This window comes from Schaalia sp. Marseille-Q2122 (assembly GCF_903645355.1).
In the GTDB taxonomy this organism is placed as follows: Bacteria; Actinomycetota; Actinomycetes; order Actinomycetales; family Actinomycetaceae; genus Pauljensenia.
In genome coordinates this window covers 153,179-179,391 of record NZ_CAHJXR010000004.1, presented here as the reverse complement: position 1 = coordinate 179,391, position 26,213 = coordinate 153,179, and the positions used below count along the sequence as shown (strand labels likewise).

Sequence of the window (26,213 nt, the reverse complement as noted above, 5' to 3'; positions counted from 1 at the left end):
GAACGCCCCCTCCAGTCCGTTTCTTCGCCCAGAGCGTAGAAGGAGGGCCACTGGGCCAGAAGCAATACTCGGCAGGGCTTTGACGCCCCAGGAAGGCGGCGCTTTCACTCCCCCACTGTCGGGGCCGAGGTAAAGACCATGATCGGCTGGCCTGACGCGTCTTTTCTTCGCACGACGCGCAGGCGAGGGATCGACAGGGGCCCTTGGCCGTGCCAGTGGGAGATGAGCTCATCAACACGCATGAGATGTTCAGCACTGAGGCTCCCCGCAGCTCCGCCAGCTTGCAGACAGGCACGGTGGATGACCCGCCGACGCACCCCCCTGGGCAGGTCAGCCACGGCAGCAATATCAAGGACGAGGCCACCGCCCTCGTCCTGCGGCGAAAAGGACCGTAGCGCTGATCGGAAGGCCCGATCAGCGTAGACATCCAAGGCCTGATCATCATCGCGCGATAATTGCGCCGTTCGAGCGAGGGCGGGCACGGGATCCATCCCCAGGGCTTCACGCGCAGCGGGTAAAACCCGGTGGCGGATCGCTGAGCGGCGTAGCGGGCTCCCATCGGCGCTCCGCCACGGTCCGTCAAGGGCATTCGTGGGGTCCTCAACAACGGGACAGCCCAAAGCCTGACAAAAGGCCACAGTCTGCGCGCGGCGCACCTCCAACAGGGGACGCAGGAGCATTGCCTGCGGAGGATGCGCAGGTGCGTGCGTGCGAGAGTGCTCGCCGTCGACCATGTCTGCGGTGTGCGTGAGGGGGAAGGGAACAACCGCAGCCATCGCTTTGAGGGAGCCCACGCCAGAGCCTCGCGCAAGGCGTAGGAGCACCGTTTCTGCCTGATCATCCATGGTGTGCCCCGCAAGGACAAGCACCGGGGAGACCCCTCCCGCAGCGGCGTGCAACTGCCCGGCAAGATACCTAATCGCGCCGTAGCGCAGAGCGCGCGCGTCCCCCTCCGGCCCCTGGGCGACATCCACAGCGGGACTGAGGGGCGCGGCGACGCCCTCGTCCTCCCAGACAGGCGGGTTCAGCGAATGCGAGGCAAGGACGTCGAAGGAACGCGGGCCGAGGACGTGCGCGCACGCCCCCACATCCTCCAGGTAGGAGGCGACTGCCTCGGCCTCCTCCGCACTGCCCTCCCGCAACCCATGATCAACGGTCACACTGTGGACGGGCAGTCCCAGGCGATGGGCGGAATCAATCGCCGACACCGCCAGGGCCATCGAATCGGCGCCACCCGAGCAGGCGACCAACACGATCGGGGGTGCCTCTCCTGGGGCGCGGCGCGCCCAGGAGGCCAGGCAGTGGTGAACGGGTAAAGAAATCGCGCGCACCGGAGGCGTCGGAGTCGCTCCGATCAGCTCCGATGCGCGCGCACGCTCCTTAGATGCCGACACGCTGACGCCATAGCTGCGGGTTGGAGAACTCCTCGCTCGTCGGCAGATTCTCCACCCGCTCCAACAGCAGAGCCAACGCACCCGTGTCCATCACCATTCGCGCAAAGGCCTGCGCGGCAGCCTGCTCTTCTTCCAGGTGAGCGGAGGGAACGCCAGCCTTGTGCAGCAGGTGCAATCCCGCCAGCCCCGCAGAGTCCATCTTGTGGCGACGAATCCACCCGATCGAGGGCAGGTCACGCGGGGTGAGGGCCTCCATCTCCACATCCGGCAAGGCCACGAGCAACATAATGAGCTGCTTAAACTCCACCGCACTGGCGGGCAGATCGGCAGCCAATGCACCCATGTGGGCGATAAGGTGCGGCGCATGCTCCAGGTGAACGGCCCACAGGCCCGTGCGCAGGGCGCTCCACCGGCAGTAGTCCTTCTGATCGAGGGCGTATTTCTCCGAAGCGGCCAACACATTAGGGGCGATGAGAATACGGTGCTGCGTAAAGGGATCCCACACGCCCATCGACTGGGCCGACATTGCGCGGATCCCCATCGCAAGGGCAACACTTGACAGCGGCGAAGCCGCACCGCGCAGTGCGCGCGCGATCATGGCTTCCATCGTGTCGATCGCTGCGCGTCGGTCAACGACGAGCGCGCGCGTAGAACGGACCTTCGCGGCGGCCTCGTCCAGCCCGGTCAGGCGCGAGAGGTAAGGGTCAGACCAGTGGACAGCTTTGCGTAGGCGCGCAACGGTGGCGGCCGCTCCCGTTGCCGACACATAGGGGCCTGCGGCGGTCAGTGCCGCAGCGACGCGGCCCAATGCGGAGGTGTATTCACTGCTGGTCATGGTCATCAGTCTAGCCCGCTCCTTCGCGCCAAAAGTCCCCACTGAGCAGCGCCCATCACAGGGCGGACAAACGTTCAATGAAGGAATCAATATGCGAGCGCAGGAAGTAGGACTCCCCCTCGGCTGTCCCTTCGAGGCCAACCGCGAACACCAGCTCCCGCCCCGTGGAGGTACGCACAATGCCCGCCAAAGAAGTCACCTGAGACAAGGAACCGGTCTTGGCCTGCACATTCCCCGCAGCCTCATTGCCCTCATAACGGCGAATCATTGTCCCCTGCCAGGCACCCCACGGCAGAGCGCGCACAAGGTCACGCAAGTCCGCGCGCTCAGCATTCATCGCCTTGAGTAAGGTGCCGGTCATGGTCTCAGGGGCAATGCGGTCATTCGTGGACAGGCCCGAGCAGTCCTCCAACTTCATTCCGGCAACCTCAACACCAGCCCCCAACATAGTGTTGGTGATATTCGCCGTCGCACCCGAGAAGGAAGTCTCCACCTCGGCTGCCTGCGCGGCCAGGCGACAGTGCTGGTCAGCGAGGGTGTTATCCGACTCGTGGAGCATGAAGCGGATCTGCTGCCCCAAGGTCGCCGACTCGACGCGGGCAAGCTCTTGGGCCCCCTCGGGGGCCTCTCCTTCAGCAGTGACGATCGCTTCCACACCCCCATTGCGCAGGTGAGCGGCAAGTTCGAGGGCAACGTCCATTTCCGGGTCGGAGCGGAAGGCATTGCTGTCCACACCGACACGGCCAGCGTCGATAGCGAAGGCCGCCACATGGCCCTCGTAGTTTCCGACCTCCTGAGCGGTCCAGGCAGGCAGGTGGGACGGGCCCTCGAAGGGGTTGGCCTGCCAGCGCAAGGTCACCGTGCTGATCCCTCGTTCTTGAAGGGCGGCGAGGGTATCGGCCGCCAGGTCAGCAACGCCCGCGTGCCCGTTGATGGCGCGGGGGTTGCCCTCGCCTCGGGCGAGGAGGATATCTCCCTGGCCCCACAAGAAGAGGTCGGTGCCAAGGAGCGAGGTGCCCGTCGCGAGGCGAGCGTTCTCATCCAGATGGGTATAAGCCGTGAAAGCGGTGAGGATCTTTGTTACCGATGCGGGCGTGCGCAGCTGAGCTGCACCCTCGTCCAGAAGTGTCTGGCCGGTCTGAGCATCCACCACATGCGCCCACGCCGTCCACGGCTGGTCACTGTCGAGTTGAGCGATCTGCGCATAGGCTTCTTGGACCTGTTCGGCCGTTACTTCCTGAGCTTGACGCACCTGGCCGCTGTGCAGGGCAGGCTGGGACTGAGGTTCTAGGTCTGGGGCTGCGGTGGCGGCAATAGGTCCCAGTTCATCATCAGGGGAGGCAAAGGGGCGGTAAAAACTCGCCACGAGGTAGGCTCCAATGCCCAGTAAAACGAAAGTTAAGCATACAATCGCAGCAATAGTTCTGCGTCGCATAGGTGACCCCCTTGGTGTTCCTCTCCGTCGTTCACAATAGACGGTGCGCGCGGCAGACTCGAATAAACAGGCCGCACGGCACCAAAACCGGGCGGAGCAGACGGCAAAAATCGGGCACCTCCCCGATGATGACGACCTCACAGGCTGGATGGAGACAGACATGGAATTCGACGTCACAATCGAGATTCCCAAGGGGAATCGCAATAAGTACGAGATCGATCACGAGACCGGCCGCATCCGCCTCGACCGCATGCTCTTCACCTCAACACGCTATCCGGACGACTACGGGTTCATCGACGACACCCTTGGTGAAGACGGCGACCCCCTCGACGCCCTCGTCCTCCTGGACGAACCCACCTTCCCTGGCTGCGTCATTCGTTGCCGCGCGCTGGGCATGTTCCGTATGCGCGACGAAAAGGGCGGCGACGATAAGGTCTTGTGCGTGCCCGCCGCTGACCAGCGCGCCTCCTGGCGTACCGACATTGATGACGTCTCGGAATACCACCGCCTAGAAATTCAGCACTTCTTCGAGGTCTACAAGGACCTCGAGCCCGGTAAGTCGGTTGAGGGCGCTCACTGGGTGGGCCGCGAGGCCGCCGAGGAGGAAATTCGTCGCTCCTTCCAGCGCCTCAAGGATGCTGGCGATCAGCACTGAGTCGCGCGCGCCAGGGGGCGCGCACTGAGGGAGGCTTGCCCCCCCTTAAAACAGCTCCAACACAGGTCTGGGGCGGTGGGAATATCCCACCGCCCCAGACCTTTATTGACGAACTGTCAACGCGGCACCTCCCGCGTTCGGCTAGCCAACGCTGACCAGCCAACGTGGCGGGCCAACGCTGACCAACGAACTCTCTGGCGGGCTCGCCTCGCTGCTCCCTTAGACGACGCGCACGGCGTAGGGCATCATCGCGCCACGGTTATACATACCCGTAATGCGCAGGGGAACACCAAAGGTTGCAGCCTCAATAATCTGGCCGCCACCAAGGTAGATCGCCACGTGATAGACGCCCGATGCCGACCCATTCGATGACCAGAAGACGAGGTCGCCCGGTTCAGCATCGCCTAGCGACACGTAGGAACCCCCCGACGCGCCGTAGCGGTACTGGGCAACCGACCAGTGCTCCAGGTAGATCCCCTGGGAGCGGTAGGCGACAGTCACAAGACCGGAGCAGTCGTAACCGCCGTCGGCGCCACCTTCACCACCCCAGACATAGGGGGAGCCCAGCAGACTCTTGGCAACGTCGATCGCGCCTTGAGCAGCACCAACATTGCCTCGCGACGGCGGAGCTGGCGGAATGTAGGGAGCGGGTTCAGGGGCCGGAGCGGGACGGTAGGCGTCACGCTGAGCGGCCTCCTCAGCTTCACGACGACGAGCTTCCTCACGGCGACGAGCGGCCTCTTCAGCTGCTCGCTGTGCGGCTGCCGCTTCTGCAGCTGCGCGCGCTTCAGCCTCGGCGCGCTCCTTGGCTTCAATGAGCTCTACCGTCGTGTTTTGCTTCCGTGCGAGTTCCTGACGCAAGACGTCTCGGCGCATCTCGGTTTCGGCCTGCACGGCGGCTGCCTCATTTGCGGCCTTCTCCGCCGCCTTCGAACGCTCCTCGACCTCAGCGGTGGCCGTCTTTTGCAGATCAAGGGCCTTATCGGCGGCCTTTTGCATGACGTCGGCGACCTGCTCGAGGGCCGCAACCTTTTGCATCTTGACGTTGGCCTGGTTACCGAAGGTCGTCAACGTGGTCTGGCGCGCTTCCACCGCGCGCAGGCCTTCGGCTTCGAGATAGGGGGCGAGGGAATCCAAGGCCGACCCGCCATTGCGGTAGGCGGCTTGCGCGACGGAGGCGACTTCCTGGCGACCCTTCTCGTACTCGGCTTGGGCGGCGTCAGCCTCGTTTTGGGCCTTCTTCGCTGCGGCGGTGGCCTCGTCGAGGGCGACGCGCGCGCCGTTGTACTGTTCAGCGGCAATCTGAGCGGCTTGAAGCGCCTGCTGGGCCTGAGTAGCGACGGTTGCGAGCTCAACTTCGATACGGGCCACCGACATGCGCGCTGCTTCTTCTTCGGCGCGGGCGCGCGCAATATCGTCATCTCCGGGCGCGGCCCAGGCAAGGGTGGGCAGGCAGAGGGCGAGGACGGTGCCCACGCTCAGGGCCGCCGTGAGACGACCCTTCTGTCCGCCGGAACGGAAGATACTCACAATGGATTCCTTGTTCAGGTCATTGTCATGTTGATGGGGAGTGTATGACTCGCACCCTCGCGAGGAGGGTACGCGCCTTTACATTCCGCATCAGATTAACGGAATCATCTCCCACATGCAACATTCATCACAATTACAACAGATACCTCTTCTGTCGCATACGCAACAATAGTCACAATCGCAACATCCGCAACATTTGTCTCACGCGCAAACAAAGGTCAGCCCCCTTTTCCTCAACTGAAACCTTCGTTCACCCCCCATTCCCACCCCTGAACACTTATTCGACGCCCCCTCGAATCCGACCCCAAGCAGCCCCCACAGCGTACCCTGGTTGGCATGACTGACCACGACGAAGTGACCACCGAGCAGGCCGAAGACACACTCCCCATCGACGTCCTCGCCCCCTGGGGAGACGACGGGCCACCCCCCGCCGACGCTTGGCGCGCCGACATCATGGGCCCCGGCTTCCAATCACGCACCCTTGCCCTCCTCCCTGACGACGAAGGCGAATGTGTCGCCACCCTCGTGCGCTACCTCCCCGCCGACGATCCCCAGGCCTACGAGGGCGCCACCGCCACCCCACGCTTCGTCGCCCTCTACGTCCACGGACGCAACGACTACTTCTTCCAACACGAACTCGCCCGCAACGTCGCCGCATGGGGAGGCAGCTTCTACGCCCTCGACCTGCGTAAATACGGGCGATCCCTGCGGCCCCACCAAACCATCGGATTCATCACCGACCTCGCCGACTACGACGAGGACGTCTCCGAAGCCCTCGACCTCATCCGCAGCGAAGTCCCCGACCTGCCCCTCGTCCTCATCGGACACTCCACCGGCGGACTCATCCTCACCATGTGGACCTACCGCCACCCCGGCGTCATCTCCGGCCTCATCCTCAACTCCGCATGGCTGGAAATGCAGTCGGCAGCCTCCATGCGCTCCACCATCCAACCCGTCCTCGGACGCATCGCCAGCCGCAACCCCCACTGGGAACTCCCCATGGGAACAGGCCCCGACCACTACGGGCGCTCCCTGGGCGGCGGATGGGCAGAATCCGGCTTCGACCTGCCCGAAGAACTCACCGGCCACGAGAACGACCCAGCCGTCACAGGCTGGGACTTCGCCCGCGAGTGGAAACGGCCCGAAAGCTACCCCGTACCCGTCGGGTGGATGGACACGATCATGGCCGCACACGGCCAGATCGAAAAGGAAGCCACCATCGAAGCCCCCATCCTCTCCATGGTTTCCCACGCCACCTACTTCGGCGAAGAATGGACCGAAGAGGTCTTTTCCACCGACGTTGTCCTAGACGTGGAGGCCATCGTCGACCGCTCCGCGCGCCTTGGACCCCAGGTCACCATCGCCCGCTTCGACGGCGTGCACGACCTGTTCTTGTCCGCGCCTGCAGTTCGTGCCCAAGTGTGGGACACCATGCGTCGCTGGGTCGGAGCGTTTATCTAAGGCCCCGAGGTTTTCATACTCACGCGCACGGCCGCGCTGCTCAGGCAGCGCGGCCGTTGCTCGCTATCGGCCCCCCGATTATGGAGCACTTGTTGCAGCGTGTGACACCTGCAGGTGTGACAAAAGGTCGCAAGCGGCACGCTATGCAACAAGTGCTCCATCTTTGCTCTGCGCCCACGGTGGGTCAATGAATGTGTGACGGGGCGGAAGGCTACGCGAATGGGAGTGCCCCCATGAACAACGCATGGGGGCACTCCCATATAGATACTCAGCAAGCCAGACGGTGAACCCACGACACTGGCCAGCCGCCTTAGCTACCTTCGTACTCGCGAAGGATGTCGGCGTTCACCTCGTCAAGGGCCTCAGCCAAAGACGGGCCAAGTGCATCGCCCAAACGCAGCTCCAGCCACCCATTCATACCCTGGTGACCATTAAAGGCCAGGGCCTCAGTGGGATTCGTGAACACGGTTCCCCCCACAAGGATCGAGCCTTCTTCCGTAAGGAACATCGGCATCCGCAGACTAATGGAGGGGCGCACCCCCAGAGGCGTGCGCTCACCAACGATTCCTGCCAGGACACGCAGACCCTCCGCATCACGGTCATACACGGGCACGCCCTCTTGGCGGGCGCGATTCACCTTCATTTCACGCTCATGCAAAGCGAAAAGCGCCGAATGAGCTGCCGATTCAGCAGCGGCCTGACTGTGAGCTTGCTCCCCGCGCGTGGGCAGTTCACGCTCGCGGGCAACCGGGGAGTCCGTGGCCGCGTGGCGCGCACGAGGGCGAGGACGCAGCGTCCTCTCACGGGTGCGTTCAATCGCAGGCTCTTCAAAGACGCTGGGCTCCACGACGGGAGCGGGCTTAGCCGGAGCAAGCGGAGCGGGCGAGGCCTCATCCTTGGCTGCGCCAGACTGCACGGCTGCGCGCGACTGAGCGGCGCGAACGCCCTCGTCAGCCAGTGCGGTAGCGATGGCCGCCTGCGGGAAAGTGCCGGTGTGGGGGTGCTCGTGAGCGTCGCGAGTGTCCTCAGAAGGTGCAGTCTCGGCCGTCTGAACGGGGACCTCGGGGTGGGAAGCAACGGTCGCGGATGGAGCCCGCGAGGAGAGGCCTCCTGCGGCGCTTGCCTGCTCCGGCGCCTTCTCCCACTTCTCGGTCTTCTCTCCCTTCTCGGCGGGTGCGGGCGGCGACATCGCCGGGGCCGACGAGGACACCTCGGGGGGGGCTGGGAGGGCGAGGACGGCGTGGGGTGGGCTGGGCTGGGCTCGGCTGGGCTGGGCTAGGTTCGGCTGGGCTAGATTCGGCTGGGCTCGGCTGGGCTGACGCAACCTGGGGCTGAACCGCCTGCTGCGCACCAAAGGAACCCACGGGAAGGGCCTCGACAGTCGAACCCTGACCCAAAAGCTGCGGGACGTGCGCGTAAATGCGCGGGCCGACGGGGGCGACATCCAAGAACGCGCGGCCGCTGGACATGCGACGCAGGGAGATTTCGTGGATCTCAACGCCGGAGGCTGCCAGGACCTCCAAAGCGGGACGGACCTGCGGATCAATAGATCCGACGACCATGATCAGGCGGGGGCCGGCGCCCGGCGAGGGCGGCATCGAGTCACGGAAGTTCGCCCACCCCTCACGGAAAGCGGGAATGCCGCCGGGATACTCGCTGGCCAGGTCCGTCCAGGACAGGGCGGCCGCGTCAGCCAAACGAGAAAGAGAGGTAATAAGAGCCTCGGAGTTGAGGTGAGCAAGGACCTCCACCGCAACGACCTGGCCGGTCGCGTCGAGAGCCGTCAGGCGCGGGCTATCCCCCACGCCCTCATGCGCGCGCGACATGTCGCGCCAGGTGATGGGGAATAACGGGCGGGCAACAATCTCAAGAACCTGACTACGCACCGTCTCGAGCACATCCTCCGTCAGGCCCTCAGCGACAGTCCTGCCAAACTGCGCAGGCACCAGGCGTCCGCCCTCAAGCTCGAACAGCGGCATCTGAAATCTCCCCCTCATCATCCGCGTCGGCGGCATCAATCTGGATACACGCCCACCAATGCCCCATTCTTTCACACAAAAATGAGAACCCCATGAAATTCCCGCGCCGTTGCGGGAAAGGGCACTGCGGCAAAGGTCCTAAAATAACCGTAGAACGCTTCGGGTCACGCGACAATGCACTGGGATATATCAGCGTCCCATACAGGTGGCACATATCCATCATCAGTACACATATCCACATCCAGCATTCACATGTCATTAATGCAATCTCGTGAGCACCCGACATCCTCTGTGTTGCGTCGTTAGGAAACACTGGGACGGGCGAGAAACACTCAGGCAGGTGGGAAAGCCTTTGCTGGAGATAGCACCTACATCCTGTGTACTTCGTTAACACTGAGCCCTAATCTTTGAAAACACTGTTTGGCAAGGTCACCACGTAGCTTTCCACCGGGCCACCACCAAAGTTGCTAGCGAAGATAATGCGGCTGAGGTCGCGTGACGCACTGGCTTGAGGTTCAAGGAAGTACGGATCCCCCTGCACGTCATGTTCATTGGCGCGAATGTGGGCGACATTGAGCGCACGACCCTCGGGCGCAAGCTCTTGTAGCCACACCTTTCGATATTCAGGGCGCACTGTGGGCGACGGAGAAGCCTTCCCGTAGTCGGCGCTGTCAGCATAGGTGGAGATGACAACCCAGCCAGGGCGACCGAAGGCCTGTCCACTGACATGTACGGCATAGGCCTCGCCAGGTGCGGGGTAGAGCGTATGCAGGTCCGTCACTTCGCGCGTTTCAACGTTGATCGCCACAATGGCACTGCGGCTGTAGTCGGCATAAACCAGGTAGTCCTCACGGTTTGGGCCATAGGCAAGGTCGGAATGCTCTGAGCCTTCCGCAAGTTTCCATGACTGGGAAAAGTCGCGACTGTAGGCCCAGGTTCCACCGTGTTCTTTCAGCCAGGAAGGGACGGCGTATGCGCCACTGGGTGAGGTGCTGATGTGGTCGGGGAAGGCGCGCGGAACGGGAAATTTCTCAGCGTCAAGGGTGCCGATGATTTCTTTTTTCTGCAGGTCAAGGGTGAGCAGTCCGTAGATGGTGTTCTTCTGGGTTTGCTCGTTGTATGCCGTGGCCATCAGGGCAAGGTAGCGGCCGTCGGCGCTGAGGGTACCTTCGCCCTTTGTCCAAAATGAGCTGGCCTGCGGCCAGGGGGTTTTGCCGGTGAAATCGAAGAGTTCAGTTTTCTCGCCGGTGTTCCCGTTGTAGCTCCACCATATGCGGCCACCGTTGATGGAGGTGAAGTAGAAGACGGCGGGGTCGGTGGGGTGCCAGAGAGGTTCACAGTCCCCTGCAAGACCTTGAAGCGCTGTCAGGTGAGCAAAAGTGGCGCCGTCGTAGAGATGCCAGTGCCCGGTGGCATCTTGGGCGAGGTAGCGCGAGTTGTCGGCGTTGAAGGCTTGACGGCGCGAGTATTCGTGACGCATGCGCCCCCCTTCGCCTTCGTCGGCGCTGGTGGCGCGATAAATGCGTGTGCCGTAGCTGGGATCAACGAGGCCCGAGTCGGGGCCGGTAGCGCGCTCTGGCTTTGCAACATCCGCGATAGGGTCTGCCGACAGGGCTGTGAGGGTGAAGTCTGCGGGGTAGAGGGCAGCAAGTGGATCAGCCGAGCCCGCTTGATGAGCAGGGGTTGGCGTCTGTGCCGATTGAGGGGCGTTCGGTTGTGTCGGGTTGGCATGAGGGGTGGGCGCAGGAGCGGGCACGGGGTTTGCCGATTGGGGCGTGGAAGCAGGGGTGTCAGCAGCCTCATCGCTTGTCGAGGCCGGGGCACCAATGGCACCTCCATCGGCAGCATTGGCCGATTGTGGAGCGCCGGACTTCAGCCCGTCTTCACATGCCGCGAGCGCGAGAGATGCTGCCACCATGACCGCGAGTGCGCCAAAACGGCGGGAAGTACCTAAGTGCATTATTCCTCCTTCGACGCCACAAACCCCCGATCGAAAGCAGCCTGGAGGGCACTCGGCTTGGGAGCTTTTGTCGGTTTCATGGCATTGCCTGTTTCCATCCTGACATGCGACGCTACTGAAAGATTTGCACTTCAGGACTTTGCCAGGACTTTCCCGAGCTTTCTTGACAGCCCTGGAGGATCCCCCGCGTTTTTTCTGCACGCCTTCAGACATTCACCATGATCGCTTCAATATTTCAATCTTGTTCGTTCTTGATTTTTAATCCTCGACAGCTCTATGGTTGCAGCGAAGGTTAGCCTAACCTTTCTCAATTAAGGAAGAGCTCCGCTTCATTATTACGAGGAGAGATTCATGGCGATCAGGCTCACATCACGAAGCCGATCAGCACTACGCGCAGGGCTGGCAACAGTCACCCTCAGCGCGCTGCTTTTCACATCAGCGGTCATGCCAGCACATGCTGCCGACGCTCCCCCTACCGACACCGGCATCACCTGGACGGAGTCGACACATCAATCCGCTGCGCAAAACGTCAGCATTACGGCCGATCACACAACTTTGACAGTGAACTGGGAGCCCGCTGCCGGATTCACCCACAACTACCGCGTGACTGTTAAGCAGGATTCGCGCATCGTAATTGCCCGCTACCTCAAGCGCGGCCCCCTGCAGCTTGGTGCCCCAACGGTGGTGCCAGACACAGAGTACACGGTGACTATCGAAGCTATAGATGCCTGGGACATTGACCCAATCGCCGGCACCGCCATTATCTCCAGCCCATTCACCCTGACGCCGGAAGCCGCACCGCCCTCGCCAAACGACCCCTCTGAACCCGGCGAGTCCCCCGATCCTGGTGAATCCCCAGCGCCCGGCGCTAACGGGGGCGGCGAACAAACGCCTCCCGGCAATCAGCCACCAACTTCGCCCGACTCCCCCCACACTCCCCCCTCGTCGGGGAATGAAACGGCACCCGCTGGTGTCCCGTCAGCACCTCAGGGCGTTATCGCAGGAATCCTGTCCGACACCTCCGTTGGGGTGAACTTCCTTCCCCCCAAAAACCCGGGCAACTCGACCGTGCACTCCTACATCGTGCGCCTCACCCCAACAGACAACGGCCCTTCAGTCGAGACAACGCTATCTGAGGCCCACGAACTTGCCAGCAAGTACGTGATCGTCGAAAACCTCATCCCCGGCAAGACCTACAAGGTTGAGGTCGCCGCAAAGAACAATGCCGGGGTCGGCCCCTTCGCCACCCCCGACTACGAAACAGTCACACTCACCCCCACCCCCAACACCACCCTCGCTGTCTCTGTGCCCACCGGCCAGAAGATCGACGCGCTCGACCCATCGACTCCGACGACCTTCACTGTTGCAGGCACCGGCTACACCGGCGAAGCAGCCGCTACATACGGCGTTGACGTGGTCATTTCCGACACTGAACTGTGGCGCCCCGGAATCTTCCCAATTCCTGAGTTCGTCAAGCAGGTTCACATCGCGCCCGCACAGATTGTCAATGGCGCTTTTTCGACGACAGTCACCCTGGACCTGACGACCGACACAATCGACCTCGGCCGCGAATATGTGATCGGTACCCTCGCAGCCGGAGCATCCCAACTCTCCGAACGTCGCCTCGATGAAGGCACCGAGTTCAGCTTTGCTCCCGCCGCACCCAAGAACCCCGTCCTGAGCCTCAGCGGAAAGAACGGCGTACGCATCGTATGGGATCGCCCCACTGATGCGCGGATTACCTCCTACTCCGTCAAGCTCTACCGCGTCGTTGACGGGCAAGAGGTCTACGCCAATCAACGTGAGGTCGGTAAGGCTCTCAATGCTGTTGAGTTCTTTGGCCTTAAGGACGGCGTCTACGTTGCGACCGTGCAATCCGAGATCCAAGACTCCTCCAGCTTCTTCGCTCCTCCGCTCCGTTCCGCCCTCGTTCGCACTGGGCAGGTGACCATCCAGACTGCCTCCACTCCTGATGCGGATATGGTTCCGGCCGCCCCCAAGGGTCTGAACCTGCGCCTCGCATTGAAGGATGCCACGGCCCTCGAAGCATCCTGGTTGGAGCCGTCGCACAAGCCTGGCGGGAAGGTCACCAACTACGACATTGAACTGCGCGGAAGTGACCAGAGTGTCCGCACCCTCAAGGCGGATATGAACGACCCGCTGCCTGAGTTCATGACGATTAAGAACCTCACGCTTGGCGTCACCTACACCTTCACAGTGCGCGCTCAAAATGCCCACGGTTGGTCTGCCTGGTCAGAGCCGTCAAACCCCATCACCATTCCCGCCAACCTTGACGATTTTGCGATGACCCCACCCAGCGAGGTTTTCGCAAGCGTCGATAAAGACACAAGCAAGGCCACCGTTCAGTGGATTCGCAGCGGCTATGAGCCCAAGAACGGGCGCTGGCTCGTGCGCATCGAATGTGTCACGAGCTGCCCCACGGGCTTCACGTCCTTCATCAAGGATGCCCCCACCGATACGGATTTTGTTGTCCTCGATAACCTGCGTCCTGGCGTGTACAAGGCTTCCCTGAAGCTGGTCGACGGTGCACGCTCAAGCGCCGTGGTCGTATCCAATAACTTCACCGTCGGCACTCCCGCTGTTGTGCCACATCCGCAGATCACTGTCACTCCTACTGAAAACATTGATCCGGCCACTGCTACCACCTTCACCGTGACCGCAACCGGTTACCTGGGTTCCTCTGCCAGCCGAGGCATTTACGTTGTCGTTGCCGACCCGAGCGTGTGGGCTCCCGGTAAGGCTCCCACGACCTCAGCTCTGGCTACCTTCGCTGGCACCACCTGGGTCAAGCCCCATGAGATCCGCGACGGCAGCTTCACGACGACCGTCACTGTTCCTGCAGGGACCTTCGATCGCGCGAAGTCCTACGTTGTTGGCACCATGGCCGCCCATGAACTCTCCATCAGCGACCGCAGCATGGATGCCGGTACCGCAATTAGCTTTGTGACGACTCCTGCGCCAAAGCCTGAGCCGCAGCCGCAACCTGAGCCTCAGCCGCAACCTGAGCCTCAACCCGATCCCAAGCCCCAGCCGCAACCGCAGCCTGAGCCTCAACCCGATCCCAAGCCCCAGCCGCAGCCTGAGCCTGGACCGGGAACCCAGCCAGACCCCAAGCCTCAGCCCCAGCCGCAACCTGAGCCTCAGCCCGATCCCAAGCCACAACCCCAACCTCAACCCAATCCCAAGCCCCAACCCCAGCCTGGACCAGGCACACCGGATGCCTCGGTTCACGTGATGACAAATGGTGCGACAGTGAACTCTTTTGTCATGGGTGAAGAAGCGAACGTTGACCTCGTTTTCACTCAGGCGAAGGAAGGCTCAACGTGGAAGGTGAGCCTCCATTCCACGCCGGTGGAGCTTGGCACCATTGTCGTGAAGAACGGCAAGGCGACTTTGAGGATTCCAGCGGCGGTAGCGGCCACCTTCACTGCGGGCGATCACACCTTGGTTATTACCCCTGTCTCCGATAAGGCTGCCAAGGAAATTCGCCTTCCGTGGAAGGTCACTCAAGCGGCTGCGCAGCCTCAGAAGCCCACGCCTCCAGCCGTTACCCCTCCAAGCAAGGTACCTCCGACGGTTGTGCCGCCCACTGTCGTACCGCCCAAGGCCGATGCTCCCAAGGGGCAGGCTCCTTCATCGACTGATAAGCCATCTGTTGCAAAGCCCTCTGACACTGCGACACCCAAGGTCACGCAGCAGGCAAGCCCGTCGGGGAAGTCGGCTTCTCCACGCCTGGCAAGCACCGGTGCAGAGACCGCGCCGATCGCACTGCTTGGCCTTCTGCTCCTGAGCGTTGGCGTGCTAACACGTCGCTCAGTACGTCAGTCCTGACGGGACGCTTAGCCGATCACTAGGCAAAGCTAAGAGTTACCGGGGAGGGTTGCCATTTTTCTGGCAACCCTCCCCGGAACACTTTTGTTGAGATTCTGCGGAAAACTTATCCTATCCCGCAGTTTTCGGAGATTTCATCCCGCAACTTTCCACACTCTTCCCCTCCAGAGGCCGGGAATCATCCAACAAATCTGCGTCTTGTTGTTAAAACAGCCCCGCACACGACGCAAAATTAACAACAAGACGCAGATTTGGGCGGTAACCCAAAGTTGCCGCGCCACGACACGCTCCTCATCCTCTACGCTCGGCGCGCGCGGGCAAGAAGCTGCTCTGACGAGACGGAGCGGGCTATCGTAGCCAAGTCCAAAGCAGGCCAGACGATGGAGTAGATTGCTGCTCGGCACGATATCCATCGGGCCGCAGTCAGCGACGTGCTCGACCGGACTTACACGACGAAGCGGCCGAAGGGCATGAGTCCGAACCAGGTCGGCATAGTCGTCCGTCTCAATGAGTCCGGCCTCTCGCTTGCGAGTATCGGCGCGCAGCTCAAGTTCGACGCCGTCACTATCCGGACGATGCTCCTACGACGCGGAGTGAAGACCCGCGACTCACATGGGCGAGAACACTGATCGATACTGGAGCAGAATACCCCACCGTACAACTTTCACTGTGACGAGGCGATAAGAGATCGGCTTGACTAGTCACCAACGATCTGACGACCGACTGCTTTAATACCGTGCCCCCATGCCTTACCTCTCTCACCCAGAACACCCTGAACTGCTGCCATCGCGACCAGATCCCACCACCTCTGCAGGCTGTCTGCGACCCTTGCGTTGAGCCGTTGATCGAACTCGTCAGAGAGCGAGAAGTCCGACATCATCCGGCCGAATAAACTATTCAAACCCGGCTCGTCTTCGAGCGCAGCCCTTTCAGCCACATCCCAGTACGATTGTGGGCTTTCCTCCCGCTGCGGGTTCTCGGCAAGCGCATCGAGATAGTAGAAACGCCCCTCTTTGCCGTAGCGGTTCAACGCGGCGACTAGAGGCAACCAGACGGGGTCGTTCTCTACCGCCGTCAACGCCTGATCAACGTAGTAGCGATGCGTTGCTCGATCGGCTCGTTCCTGAATCGCCTCTCGAAGAAGCCGTTCCATCTTGATGAGGTCGTGGCGGTACTCGTTCTTAAGAACTTCCAGGGGCAGCCAGCGCCGGTTATCTTCAACGTAGAGAAGCCCAAGTGAAAGCTTCAGGAGTTTCTCGACGCCAATCGAGAGCATCGTCATGATTGGATCGCGAGTCGTTTCAATGAACGCGGCAGTTCTGAGGGTGTGAACGCCGTATGCAAGTAAGTGCTTCGCTGAATCCGACTCCTGCTCGAGGTTCAGGCCCTGCTGCATGGTCAGTTCATCGTCGTATCGGCTTTTCATGATGGCTCAGCCGATCGGATCGTGTCGCACAACGGTGCTGCTTGTCCTGCAGCTCGAAAGCCCAGCATTACTTGCCATCGTTGACCTTCTTGAGCTCTTGAAGCTCCGCCCAGTGCTGCTCCAGACCTGCAAGCGTCGGGCTCACACCAAGAGTTACAAGCGGCTGCGAATGCGCGTCGATGTATCGACACGCCTCCTCGAAGACGTCAGTCACCTTGGGGATGATCTCGCCCAGCTTTGTCGTGTTGATGTTGGACAGGCGTGTCATGCCGACGTTCGGCTGGTATCGCTGGGTTACCCCCTGTAAAAGCTCAGTTTCGGTGAATACCTCACACCAGGAGCGAAGCCAGCCGTAGCCGACACGAACGAGCGCATCGCGCGCCTCGCCATCTTGCTGTTGAGCCGCCTGGATTGTGCTATTGATCTTTCCCTTGATGCCACTGAGCGTGTCCCAGCGCGGGCCAGTCGCTCGTGTGACCTTTCCTTTGCCGTCCTCGTCGGTGATCTGGAAGTAGGCGCACCGCTTGGATTTCTCGAACAGGCCAAGGAGCGTGGTGGCGAACAGAATGTCGTGTGTGAAGACGATGACCTGGTTCTCCTCGGCCAGCCACGCGACGCGTTGCGCGACCTCGTTGATGCGACGGTGATCAAGGCTCGAAACGGGATCGTCGAAGATCACCGGCGCTGTGATGCCGGCCAGCCTCGCTTCTGCTAAGAAGTCGGCAAGTGCCAGCACCTTCTGCTCTCCTTCGGAGAGCACCTTCGACGGCTTGTGTCGACCGCTCATGACCTTGCGACGCTGGGCCTTCCCCTTGCGTCCGACGAACTGAAGTTTCAGGGCAGGCGCACGCAGGGCATCGCACTCCTCAAGGAAGAGAGCATCAAAGCTCCGGTTGATCAGTTGATCACTAGCAGTCTTGGCCAGCCCCGTCACCGCCCTAACGAGTTGCTGCAGTGGTCGCTTCAGGGTCTTCAGCTGATCGGCTTCCTTCGCGTTCTTGACCTGCGCCTCAATAAGAGCCCAGGACTTCCCGAGCTCGACGGCGTCCTTGTATTCGAGATACTCGGCTTGCTTGTCTGCGAGCGCTTGCGTCCGGTTCTGCTGTTGCGCCTCCAAGTTTGCAAGCCTGGAGCCAACCGTTAGCAGCGCCTTGTCGACGTCAGTCTTGGGCTGGCTCAACAGCTCCAGAAGAGCGAGGTTGGCGGGCGCTCCTGAGGTCGCCGCTGCCGCAAGGGCACTCCGCGCTCCTTCGATCGTGTCTACCCAAGCGAAGTAGGACGGCTGGTCATTGGTGTCCCTATTCTCATTCAGGAATGCTACGAGTTCATTGCTCTGCACCGCAGCGGCCTGGCGCTTCAGCTGCGCTAAGAAGGCATCCGTAGTTCGGAGGTCGGCCGAGATCTTGTCTTCGAGATACGCGGAGTACCTTGAAAGCAGATCTCGGGCGGGGGCGAGCAGCGGCTGACGGCAGTAGAGGCAGCGATCCGAGTCGTGAGCATCAAGTTCGACGAGGTGCTGCCGATATGTCTCACCAGACTCGATGAACTGGCTCCAGGTGTCATCAGGCTCGGCGGGGAGATCAGCGGCCGCGAAGAGTTCAGACCGAAAAGTCTCGTAGTCCGACGTTAGTTGCGCCCGTCGGGCGAGAGCGTTGTTGTAAGCAGTTGCGTCGAAAGCCACGAGTGCCTCGGCGGCAACAGAAGCCTGGGCTAAGACACGTTGTTCGGCCTTGAGCACGGTGATCTGCATGCCGATGGTGTTCTCGCGCAACGCGCCGACTGCCTGCGCGAGTCCGTCCAGTTTCGTGTCGACGTCATCGCCGGTGATCGCCTTCGCTTTGAGATCGGCGAGGTCAGTGGAGGCGCCAAGGGTCTCGATCAGCGGGTAGATAGTAGAGCCGTGCTGGAACCGATCGAGGAGGCTGGAACTGCCTGTGTCGAGTGCCCCAGCAGAGGCATCGATCTGAGCCTCGACCGCCTGGATTGCGGCCGTAACATGGCTGAAGAGTGACAGTGAGGCTGGCGTATACACGTAGTCGAGATCGCTATCGACATGGGTCGTGACTGCTGGGCTATCGAAGATCGACATCCGTGTGAACGGCGAGACACCGCGTTCTCCCGTCCACGTCAACGTTTGCGCCTCGTCGCCGAGCTTGAAGTCCAATTTGGCTGCCTGATCTTCTGACGCGTCAGCTTTGATATTCCCGAGGATGGTGTCCGCCGTTCGGCTGTTTGCCAGCGCCTTGAAGATGCGGGAGTAGCCAGTCTTGCCGGTACCATTCTCGCCGTAGAGGATCGTGAGTCCCTCGTGCGGTTCGATCACCGCTCCAGAGACGAGGGCATTGACACCGCGCACTTCCGACAGGCGAGTCAGGGACAACCGTGGTGCCGACTCATCCTGCCTGGCGACGATGTCGATCTTCTCTACTGTAGGCAGCTCGCGATTGTCGAGGGCCTTCTCCTGACGGAAGAGCTGATACGCCTTATCGATGGTCGAAGCGCTAACCGCACGCCCGGTCGCAATGACTTCAGAGACCAGCAGACGAGCCCACTCGTCATTCGCGTTAGCCCAGTCCACGAGTAGCGCTCGGGGGTCCAGGAACTCCGCCGTCCCCAACTCGGCTTCCTCCCCGGAGCTAATGACGTCGGTAGGTGCTTCGTCGCTCATACTATGTCCTTCGTCTTGGTTGCATTGCTTCTGTCTGGCGCGTCGCTGAGCGTTGAGCGCACAAGCAGCAGAGAGATGACCTCATCGACCAGCTTTCCGAGCTTGCGGACGTTGCCAGTGCTGCTCGCGCGAGCGTGAAGCAAGGTCTTGATCTCATCGGGATTGAGCGCGGCTCGCTCATCGGGCGAAAGAGCCTCAAAGCGACCAGTTACAAGCCGATCGATAACCTGCTTGATCTCGTCGTGAGACAGCGATTCGAAGGGGATCAACGCATCGAAGCGGGAATACAAGGCGTCCCCAAGCGCTTGACGTATCTCGTCTTCCGAGCCGTAGTTCGAGGTGCAGATAATCAGCGCCGGGCCGAGTTGCACCCGGTAGTTCTTGTCTTCGAAGACTCCTTCGTCGAAGACCTCGTAAAAGGCACTATGGAAGACAGAGTTGGCCTTGTCGAACTCGTCGATCAGGATCACGCCCGAGGCGCGGTCAAGCAGATCCCGTGCAAACGAGCTTTCGGAGTGTGTGCCGCCGAAGACATAGGAGGCAAACTTGTCACTATGGAACATCGAGAACTGCTTGCGCAGCAACTTCCCGCCCAGAAGCCCGTTAATGAACTGAGCGGTCTCCGTCTTACCCACGCCTGACGGGCCATAGAACATCAAAACAACGGGCTTGGCGCGTCGATCCGTCGTCAGCGGGTAGAGAGCAGCCAGCATCCGTTCTCGGACTCTCTGCTGGCCGACAAGATGATCCTCGAAGCCGTCGCGGAACTTGATCAGAGTGTCACGCGTGACGACTGGGTAGGTAAACGACTCGACCTTCGTCTTGAACACTCGGTCAAGCTGCGTATGGATGAGCTCGGGTGGGTTGTGCAGGAGTAGCTGCTTCGGATTGATCTCCCGCACGAGACCAACGAAGTTGATAATGGCGTGCTCATGGACGCTCGCGTAGTCACTGGACATGGCGATGAGGCGGTCTGGCCGCGGCGCTGGCGTCTCCTCCTCCCTGCTTTCTTGTCCGTCGACGGTATGCCGGATGCGGCGCCTGGCCTCGTCCCGCTCATTGAGCGCGTCGAGCAGGTATCGTCGCGACCCCTTGCCAAGCTGGTTCTCGAACCATGAAAGAGGGCCGTAGTAGACGGTGACCTTCGTGTCACTCCCCATACTCAACTCCCGCAAGAATGACATCGTACACATCGAGAAGCGTACTTGACTCCGCTGAGGGGCCGTCGAGCACGTCCAGCCCAGTCAACGGCGCAGGTTCGACGCCGGGCGCCATCTCTGCCTGCATCGTCAGGCTAGACTCTGCGGCCTTGCCGACGCGGATACCATGAAACACGAGTTGCATGTGTCCGAGATCAACCAGCCCATAGTTGTTGCGGAAGGCCTGGATATTGAAGCGCAAGATGCGCTTCGCGCCGTCCGCGCTCTGCCCGAGTAGCTCGTAGTAGCCCTTTGCTGACATCAGCGCGCTATCCAGCTCGGCAAGATTGACGGGTAGTTCGTCAATCTTGAGTATCGCCAGGTACGGCGTGTACATCTTCATGTACGCCGCTGAGTCACTGCGGGCAGTGACCGATAGGCCATCAAGCCGCTCGATGCCCCTCATGTCATCAAGCTTGCTGAGGTAGTCGGTCAGGATGGTGTTCGAGAGCGTCTTGTTGAGGATGCTGCGCCCTACCGCCGACGTACTTGCGGCAGCACCGACCTCCGCCGATCCTCCGAAGAACGGGAGCCAGTTAAACTTCGCAGCTGCCTTCGCGCGTGCCTCGGCCTCAACTTCAGTGGCCCGTTCCTTGGTCGATTCCTTCGAAGAAGTCTCTTTACCCCCGGCGACGATATCCAGCAAGTCTGAGGCTGACTCCTCGTCGAAATAGACGATCTTGATCAACGTCGCGTTTGCATCGTCCTTGCCTGCACGAGCCATCAGTCCGCACCTCCTTCACCGATCAGCAGCCCATGCTTATCGGTCGTGTAGTTGTAGTCGACCGCGCCGATCGGTGCGGCGTCGAAATGACGCTCGGCGAAGCGGATGCGCATCGCCTCGTCCCACTCGAGGTCGTCGAGGTTGCGAGTGTCCTTGTTCTCACGGATGAGGTAGAGCCGTTGGGTGCCGTTCTCGTCGTAGACGATGGCCCAGTCCGGCGAGTACTCACCGACCGGCGTGCGCACGCGGAAGCGGCGCGGCAGCTTGGTGAACAGCTTGACGTGCTCGCGGTTGTTCTCAAGCTGAGTGGCGAAGGCACGCTCAACGTGGCTGTCGTAATCGACGTGGTCGTACAGGTTCACGCCACCTTCAGGCGCAGCAATGATGCCATTTTTCGGATCTGGATTGCCGGGCAGTGGCTGCTGCGAGTTCTTGGACTCGACTTCGAGAAACACGACCTCGGCATCCCACCAATCGGTCTCATTGATAGGTTCGTAACTGATGCCCCGCACCATCTGTTCAATCGTCTCGATGCGGATGGCGTTCGCGACGATTCGCGCCCAACGGTCAGGATCGTCAAGGACGTGTCGGGCGTAATCGCGGTCAGGATAGTTCAGGATCTCGCGGACGATCCCAGCCAAGGTCGGACGCGTGAGCTGGAGGGGGAACCTGCCATACTGTAGTTGATCCTCGATGAGCTGCACGACGTCAGGTAGCCGCTGGCCGACGACAACGATGCGTTCACCACGCGATTCGGCCACTGCCGAATCAGCCGTGACGACACGGCCCTCGTCGTTGTAGACGAGATCGGCTGACTGAACCACGTTTGCGCGACGTGCGATGAACTCGAGGTCGGCCAGGTGTTCAGATGCGGGGATAACGATGCGGAGCGCGTCCGGATCGACGGTGACGCGATAGCGCGCCTTGTATCGAATACGTTTCCATAACTCAGCGAACTCAGGGCTCTCGAACAGGGCAGGGCGTCTGCGGACGACGACCTCATTGTCAGCATTGTCGAATTCGGGGCCGACCTCGCCGGAGCCCCCACCAGCCGCGATATACTCGGCATTCAACCCGTCCCGGAAATCTGTGAACGACTCGTCCACAATGAGGGTCAGCCGGTTGATCGCTGGATCCGTCACTCGGTGACCATTCTGGTCGACCGGTAGACGCAAGCCGCGGCCAATCTGCTGTCGGCGCTCCAGCTCCGAGCGGGTGTGACGCAGGAACCCGACCTGGAAGACGTTCGGATTGTCCCAACCCTCCTTGAGGGCAGAGTGGGAGAAGATGAACGAGCGTGGGTTCGCACGATCCAGGATGAGTTCCTTGTTGGAGATGATCTCCTGATATGCCCGCGCCTCCAGCTCAACATCCTTTACTCGACCAGAGGTGTCCTTCAGAATGCCAGTCTTGGTCGACGGGAAGTACGCGACCCGCAGTTCAGCCGGGTCAGGCATATCGCTCTCGGGATAGCCGGCCCGCAGCCACTCCTCGCGGTATAGCTTGTCGAACATCCCAGGCAGTAGCGCCTCGTCACCGGCGTAGTCAGCCACGCGCTCGACGAAAAACAGCGACAGCACCTTGACACCACGTTTCATCGAATCAATCTGCCCCTGACGGGCCAGGTGCGTTCGAATGGTGTGGCGGATCTGATCACGCCAGACCGCTTCAGCATCAACGCCGGTCTCAGTCCCCGCATGTAAGACGAGGCTATTCTCAAAGATGACGCGGTCGGGCTTGCGTTCGATGCTGTCAACCACCATTCCCCGGTACTGCGGCAGGTGACCAGACTCCTCGAACAGGTCAGTGCCATTCTGCAGCACCACCGGCATTCGCTTGCCGTTGACCGTGTCAATGACTGCCTCGGCCATCAGTCGCTTGCGAACACTTCGGAGCTTGTCGAGACGGACATAGGGCTTGCCATCCTCGCCAGCGACGATGCCCTTGACAGACACTCGCTTGACCAATCCGGCCTCAGCAGCCTGCTTCGGGCCAAGGCGGTGCACAAGGTTGAACGGCTCCTTGTGCGTTGCGCTATAGCGCAACGCCACCAGTGGATTCAAGGTGGCAATCGCCTGACGGCGCAGTGGCGTTGCCATGTTTTGTGGCTCATCGATCAGGACGACAGGGCGAGCCTTTGCGATCTGCTGCACACCGCTCAGTGAGTTTCCCCATAGCTGCGGCTGCTCAGCACTTGCATACAGCGTATTTTTCTCCGGTTTGTCGAGTGCCTGCACACTCGCAACCAGAAATTGCACCGTGCCCGACGGTTCGGTGAAGTCGTTAAGTGCCGAGGTCTCACCCAGAACACTCCACCTGTACGGGACACCGGGATACTTCAAACGGAAGTGTTCCTCGGTCTGCTCAAACGTCTTTACCACGCCCGCCCGGATTGCAATCGAATGGACGAGGATGACGAACTTCCGCAGGCCATACAGCTCCGCCAAGCGTAGCGCCGTCGAGATGTAGACATAGGTCTTACCCGTACCCGTCTCCATCTCGACCGAGAAGTTTGGAAACTCCCGCTCTGTGCCCTCAAGATCTGTCTGAGCAAGTAGTTCAAGCCGGTCCTGCGGCTCAACAGCCTCACGAGCCGTGATCGCCTTCAGGTTATCAGTGAGGACTGAACGCTCCAGTGCGAAGCCTCCGTGCCCGTCTGCCCCAGGCGCCTGCCCAGCAAGTGTGTCACGCGGCGGCACGAGGGCACCTTCAAACAGGTCAACCACCGCAGAGACAGCGACCGACTGGTGCGGCTGATCATCAAAGCGAAACTTCACGAGGCACCCGCTCCAGAAGAATCAGTTTTGACTTCAACCGCGGTGCCAAAGTCAATGTCACCGAGTCCTCGACCTGGTCCCCACGAAGGATCAGGGTATCGTCATCACTCAAGCCCAGCGCCTCGGCAGTGGCCAGGGAGAATGCCTCGAGCGAGATCAGCAGGCGACCAGACACGCTCTCCCCATCGGCGGGAGCGAACTCGAAGACCGTCACATCGTCCAGTTCGTGCGTCGTTACGCGCGCATCGAGCTTCGTATCCGTGGCCTTGAGCGCCACCTCCCACGCAACATCGAGAGGCTTCGCACCATCCACCACCGGAGCACTGATCGTGTAATCAAGCACCTGCATTAGGTAGTCCTGTCCGGTCAGTTCTGCAGAGGCAATGATCGGCTTTTCGATGATGAGGTTCGTCGGGCGAGCGCGGAAGATTCTGAACCCAAGCTGTGGAGCATCAAGCGTCTCTTTCTGCAGGAAGGTCGACGCGCGACGAATGCGCTCCGCCGTGATCTCGAAGATCGTCTCGTACCCAGCGGCCAGTGCGTTTCTCCCGGACTCCTCTGATGTGTCGGGCTTCTCCGGCACCTGTACTAATATCCAGTGTCGTGTCTTGCCGTCCTTCGGGTTTTGCTCCCATACTGCCTGACCCGTAGAGCCAGAGCCTGCGAAGAAGTCGAGGATCAGGTCACCGTCATCGGTGATTGCATGGAACAGACGGGCAAGTACGTCTGTACTCTTCGGATCGTCAAATACCTTGGCACCCATCAGGGATTCGAGGGTAGCTGATGCACCACGACGGTCACGATAGAAGACTGACGCGGGCGCCCATTCCTCGCGCATATGTAGGTACCATTTGATTTGAATTCGCCGAGACCTGTCTTCAGGATAGATGAGCCGCCCTTCGGCGTCCAGCCTCTCCATAGTCTCGCGCTCGTAACGCCAGCCATTGGCCGGAGGGCTATAGCCCTTCCAATCGTAGATAAGGTTCTCTCGATAGTTCGGACTGGAGATATTATCGGAAAACCATACACCGTTTGCATCAACTCGGCTGTATTGCGAGTGCGCCTTCGAGGGGTCTTCATCCGCGAGGGATTTGTACCAGCTACGGAGACCCGCGGTCATGGCCTCATAGTCGTCGCCAAACTCTGCACGGAGCTCTGCAACCTTCGCATAGATCGGCTCGAGCCCATCCTTGCGCTGGCGCCAGCGAACGTCGTTAGCCTTGAGGTAAGAGCGATCGCGAGCATAGACGAGGATATAGTCCTGTCCGCCACCTGTCAGCTTCGCGTCACCCTTACGGGAGCCACGCCAGGTCATCATGTCGACGAAGTTCTCCGCACCAAACACGGCATCAAGCAATAGGCGTAGGTGGTGCACCTCGTTATTGTCAATGGAAACGAGGATTACGCCGTCGCGGCGCAACAGGTGACGCGCCAGTGTCAGACGCGGAAACATCATGGTCAACCACGGCGCGTGCTTGCGCCCACCCGTCTCGATCCGACTGGTCGTAGCATTGCCTTGGTCGTCGACCTGCCCTGTCTCCTCAAGGTACTGCCTCTCAGGTACTGCGAAGTCATCATTGTAGGTGAAGGTATCGCCCCTGTTATAGGGCGGGTCGATGTAGATTAGCTTGACGGCACGCGAGTAGCCGTTCTTCAGAAGCTTCAGCACCTGCAGGTTATCGCCCTCGATCAGGACATCGCGAGCGTCAGACCAGTACAGGGATGCGTCCTCATCAGGCACAAGTGTTGCTGTGGTCGGAACTCGGGCGTCCTGACGCGCTAGCTCAATGCCAGGCCAGCTGAAGGAGAAAGAAGGCTTCGGCGAGTCGTCAAGCCCGAGCGCACCGAGCAGCGCATCTCGATCAAGCTCACCGTCAAGGAAGGCAATGGGCACCAAATCGCGGAGCTGGGTGAGCAACTCTTCGTGGGTATCTCGCGTCTCATCCGGTACTGATAGAGTCATCGAATACCCTCCTGGCTCTGGAGACCACGGTTACGCCTAATAACACTGAGGTCGTACGACCGCCTCATAATGAACGATGTCATGCCGTGCTGGTTCTCCTCCACGCTGAGGCGCGTCCTAGGTTCCACTCTCGAGCATGTTCTACGTTACCGACGACAATTGATGCCATTGAGGTGCCACGCCGGACGCGGCGCCGAGAGAGGTCTCCCCTTGGAAAGAATGATGGACTGAGCTCCGTGTCATGATCTTCAAGGCTTGTCACGGCGCTTCACCTCATAAACAATGAGGGGCAGCCAGGATACTGCAGGGGCCGACAGCGAGGACCGGTGCCCTGGCGACCAACACGCTGCTAATC

The 26,213-nt window shown here is 60.8% G+C and carries 17 protein-coding genes; 4 read left to right on the top strand and 13 right to left on the bottom strand.

Annotated elements, in window-relative coordinates; all coding sequences use genetic code 11:
* Positions 1–104: 104 nt before the first annotated feature.
* The 3 genes from HWX48_RS05145 to dacB are packed head-to-tail and all read right to left on the bottom strand — an operon-like array spanning position 105 to position 3,595.
* Positions 105–1,394, bottom strand: coding sequence for a tRNA lysidine(34) synthetase TilS (locus tag HWX48_RS05145; RefSeq protein ID WP_175955276.1), 1,290 nt, complete (start codon positions 1,392–1,394; stop codon positions 105–107).
* Entirely contained in the window at positions 1,381–2,235 is an 855-nt protein-coding gene (locus tag HWX48_RS05140) for a zinc-dependent metalloprotease (RefSeq protein ID WP_175955273.1), read from the bottom strand. Before HWX48_RS05140 ends, HWX48_RS05145 begins: the two co-directional genes overlap by 14 nt.
* Positions 2,236–2,284: 49 nt before the next feature.
* Complete coding sequence (gene dacB / locus HWX48_RS05135; protein ID WP_175955271.1) at positions 2,285–3,595, bottom strand: D-alanyl-D-alanine carboxypeptidase/D-alanyl-D-alanine-endopeptidase; 1,311 nt, start codon at positions 3,593–3,595, stop codon at positions 2,285–2,287.
* Between the two features lie 229 nt (positions 3,596–3,824).
* Between dacB and HWX48_RS05130 the strand changes: the two genes are divergently transcribed.
* Positions 3,825–4,319 (top strand): inorganic diphosphatase, encoded by a 495-nt coding sequence (locus HWX48_RS05130; RefSeq protein ID WP_124868403.1) that lies wholly within the window; start codon positions 3,825–3,827, stop codon positions 4,317–4,319.
* A 219-nt stretch (positions 4,320–4,538) separates the two neighbouring features.
* Here HWX48_RS05130 and HWX48_RS05125 read toward each other — a convergent pair whose 3' ends face one another.
* The gene (locus HWX48_RS05125) at positions 4,539–5,849 is read right to left on the bottom strand and encodes a C40 family peptidase (RefSeq protein WP_368483978.1); all 1,311 of its coding nucleotides are present in this window, start codon (positions 5,847–5,849) and stop codon (positions 4,539–4,541) included.
* 336 nt (positions 5,850–6,185) lie between these two features.
* Here HWX48_RS05125 and HWX48_RS05120 point away from each other — a divergent pair, with 336 nt between their 5' ends.
* The gene (locus HWX48_RS05120) at positions 6,186–7,310 is read left to right on the top strand and encodes an alpha/beta fold hydrolase (RefSeq protein ID WP_175955269.1); all 1,125 of its coding nucleotides are present in this window, start codon (positions 6,186–6,188) and stop codon (positions 7,308–7,310) included.
* Between the two features lie 310 nt (positions 7,311–7,620).
* Here the strand turns inward: HWX48_RS05120 and HWX48_RS05115 are convergent, their stop codons facing one another.
* The 3 genes from HWX48_RS05115 to HWX48_RS05105 all read right to left on the bottom strand — a co-directional run bounded on the left by HWX48_RS05115 (position 7,621) and on the right by HWX48_RS05105 (position 11,249).
* The gene (locus HWX48_RS05115; protein ID WP_175955267.1) at positions 7,621–8,226 is read right to left on the bottom strand and encodes a hypothetical protein; all 606 of its coding nucleotides are present in this window, start codon (positions 8,224–8,226) and stop codon (positions 7,621–7,623) included.
* 109 nt (positions 8,227–8,335) lie between these two features.
* Entirely contained in the window at positions 8,336–9,289 is a 954-nt protein-coding gene (locus HWX48_RS05110; protein ID WP_175955265.1) for a hypothetical protein, read from the bottom strand.
* 400 nt (positions 9,290–9,689) lie between these two features.
* Positions 9,690–11,249, bottom strand: coding sequence for a hypothetical protein (locus HWX48_RS05105; protein WP_254872971.1), 1,560 nt, complete (start codon positions 11,247–11,249; stop codon positions 9,690–9,692).
* A gap of 351 nt (positions 11,250–11,600) precedes the next feature.
* Between HWX48_RS05105 and HWX48_RS05100 the strand changes: the two genes are divergently transcribed.
* Both HWX48_RS05100 and HWX48_RS05095 read left to right on the top strand, forming a co-directional pair.
* Positions 11,601–15,101: a fibronectin type III domain-containing protein gene (locus tag HWX48_RS05100; protein WP_175955263.1), complete on the top strand. Its 3,501-nt coding sequence runs from the start codon at positions 11,601–11,603 to the stop codon at positions 15,099–15,101.
* Positions 15,102–15,571: 470 nt separating this feature from the next.
* On the top strand, positions 15,572–15,730 hold the full coding sequence (locus tag HWX48_RS05095) for a hypothetical protein (RefSeq protein ID WP_175955261.1): 159 nt from the start codon (positions 15,572–15,574) through the stop codon (positions 15,728–15,730).
* Positions 15,731–15,798: 68 nt separating this feature from the next.
* Here HWX48_RS05095 and HWX48_RS05090 read toward each other — a convergent pair whose 3' ends face one another.
* From HWX48_RS05090 to HWX48_RS05065, 6 genes are all read right to left on the bottom strand, one after another.
* A complete protein-coding gene (locus HWX48_RS05090) occupies positions 15,799–16,527 on the bottom strand; it encodes a hypothetical protein (RefSeq protein ID WP_175955259.1) in 729 nt (242 codons plus the stop codon).
* Positions 16,528–16,594: 67 nt separating this feature from the next.
* On the bottom strand, positions 16,595–19,195 hold the full coding sequence (locus tag HWX48_RS05085; RefSeq protein WP_175955257.1) for an AAA family ATPase: 2,601 nt from the start codon (positions 19,193–19,195) through the stop codon (positions 16,595–16,597).
* Positions 19,192–20,355 (bottom strand): AAA family ATPase, encoded by a 1,164-nt coding sequence (locus HWX48_RS05080; protein ID WP_175955255.1) that lies wholly within the window; start codon positions 20,353–20,355, stop codon positions 19,192–19,194. The genes HWX48_RS05085 and HWX48_RS05080 overlap by 4 nt, the downstream gene beginning before the upstream one ends.
* Positions 20,345–21,118 (bottom strand): DUF6414 family protein, encoded by a 774-nt coding sequence (locus HWX48_RS11220; RefSeq protein WP_175955253.1) that lies wholly within the window; start codon positions 21,116–21,118, stop codon positions 20,345–20,347. The genes HWX48_RS05080 and HWX48_RS11220 overlap by 11 nt, the downstream gene beginning before the upstream one ends.
* Positions 21,118–23,895 (bottom strand): DEAD/DEAH box helicase family protein, encoded by a 2,778-nt coding sequence (locus tag HWX48_RS05070; RefSeq protein WP_217701592.1) that lies wholly within the window; start codon positions 23,893–23,895, stop codon positions 21,118–21,120. Before HWX48_RS05070 ends, HWX48_RS11220 begins: the two co-directional genes overlap by 1 nt.
* Entirely contained in the window at positions 23,879–25,858 is a 1,980-nt protein-coding gene (locus HWX48_RS05065; RefSeq protein WP_175955251.1) for a site-specific DNA-methyltransferase, read from the bottom strand. The genes HWX48_RS05070 and HWX48_RS05065 overlap by 17 nt, the downstream gene beginning before the upstream one ends.
* Positions 25,859–26,213: the final 355 nt, after the last annotated feature.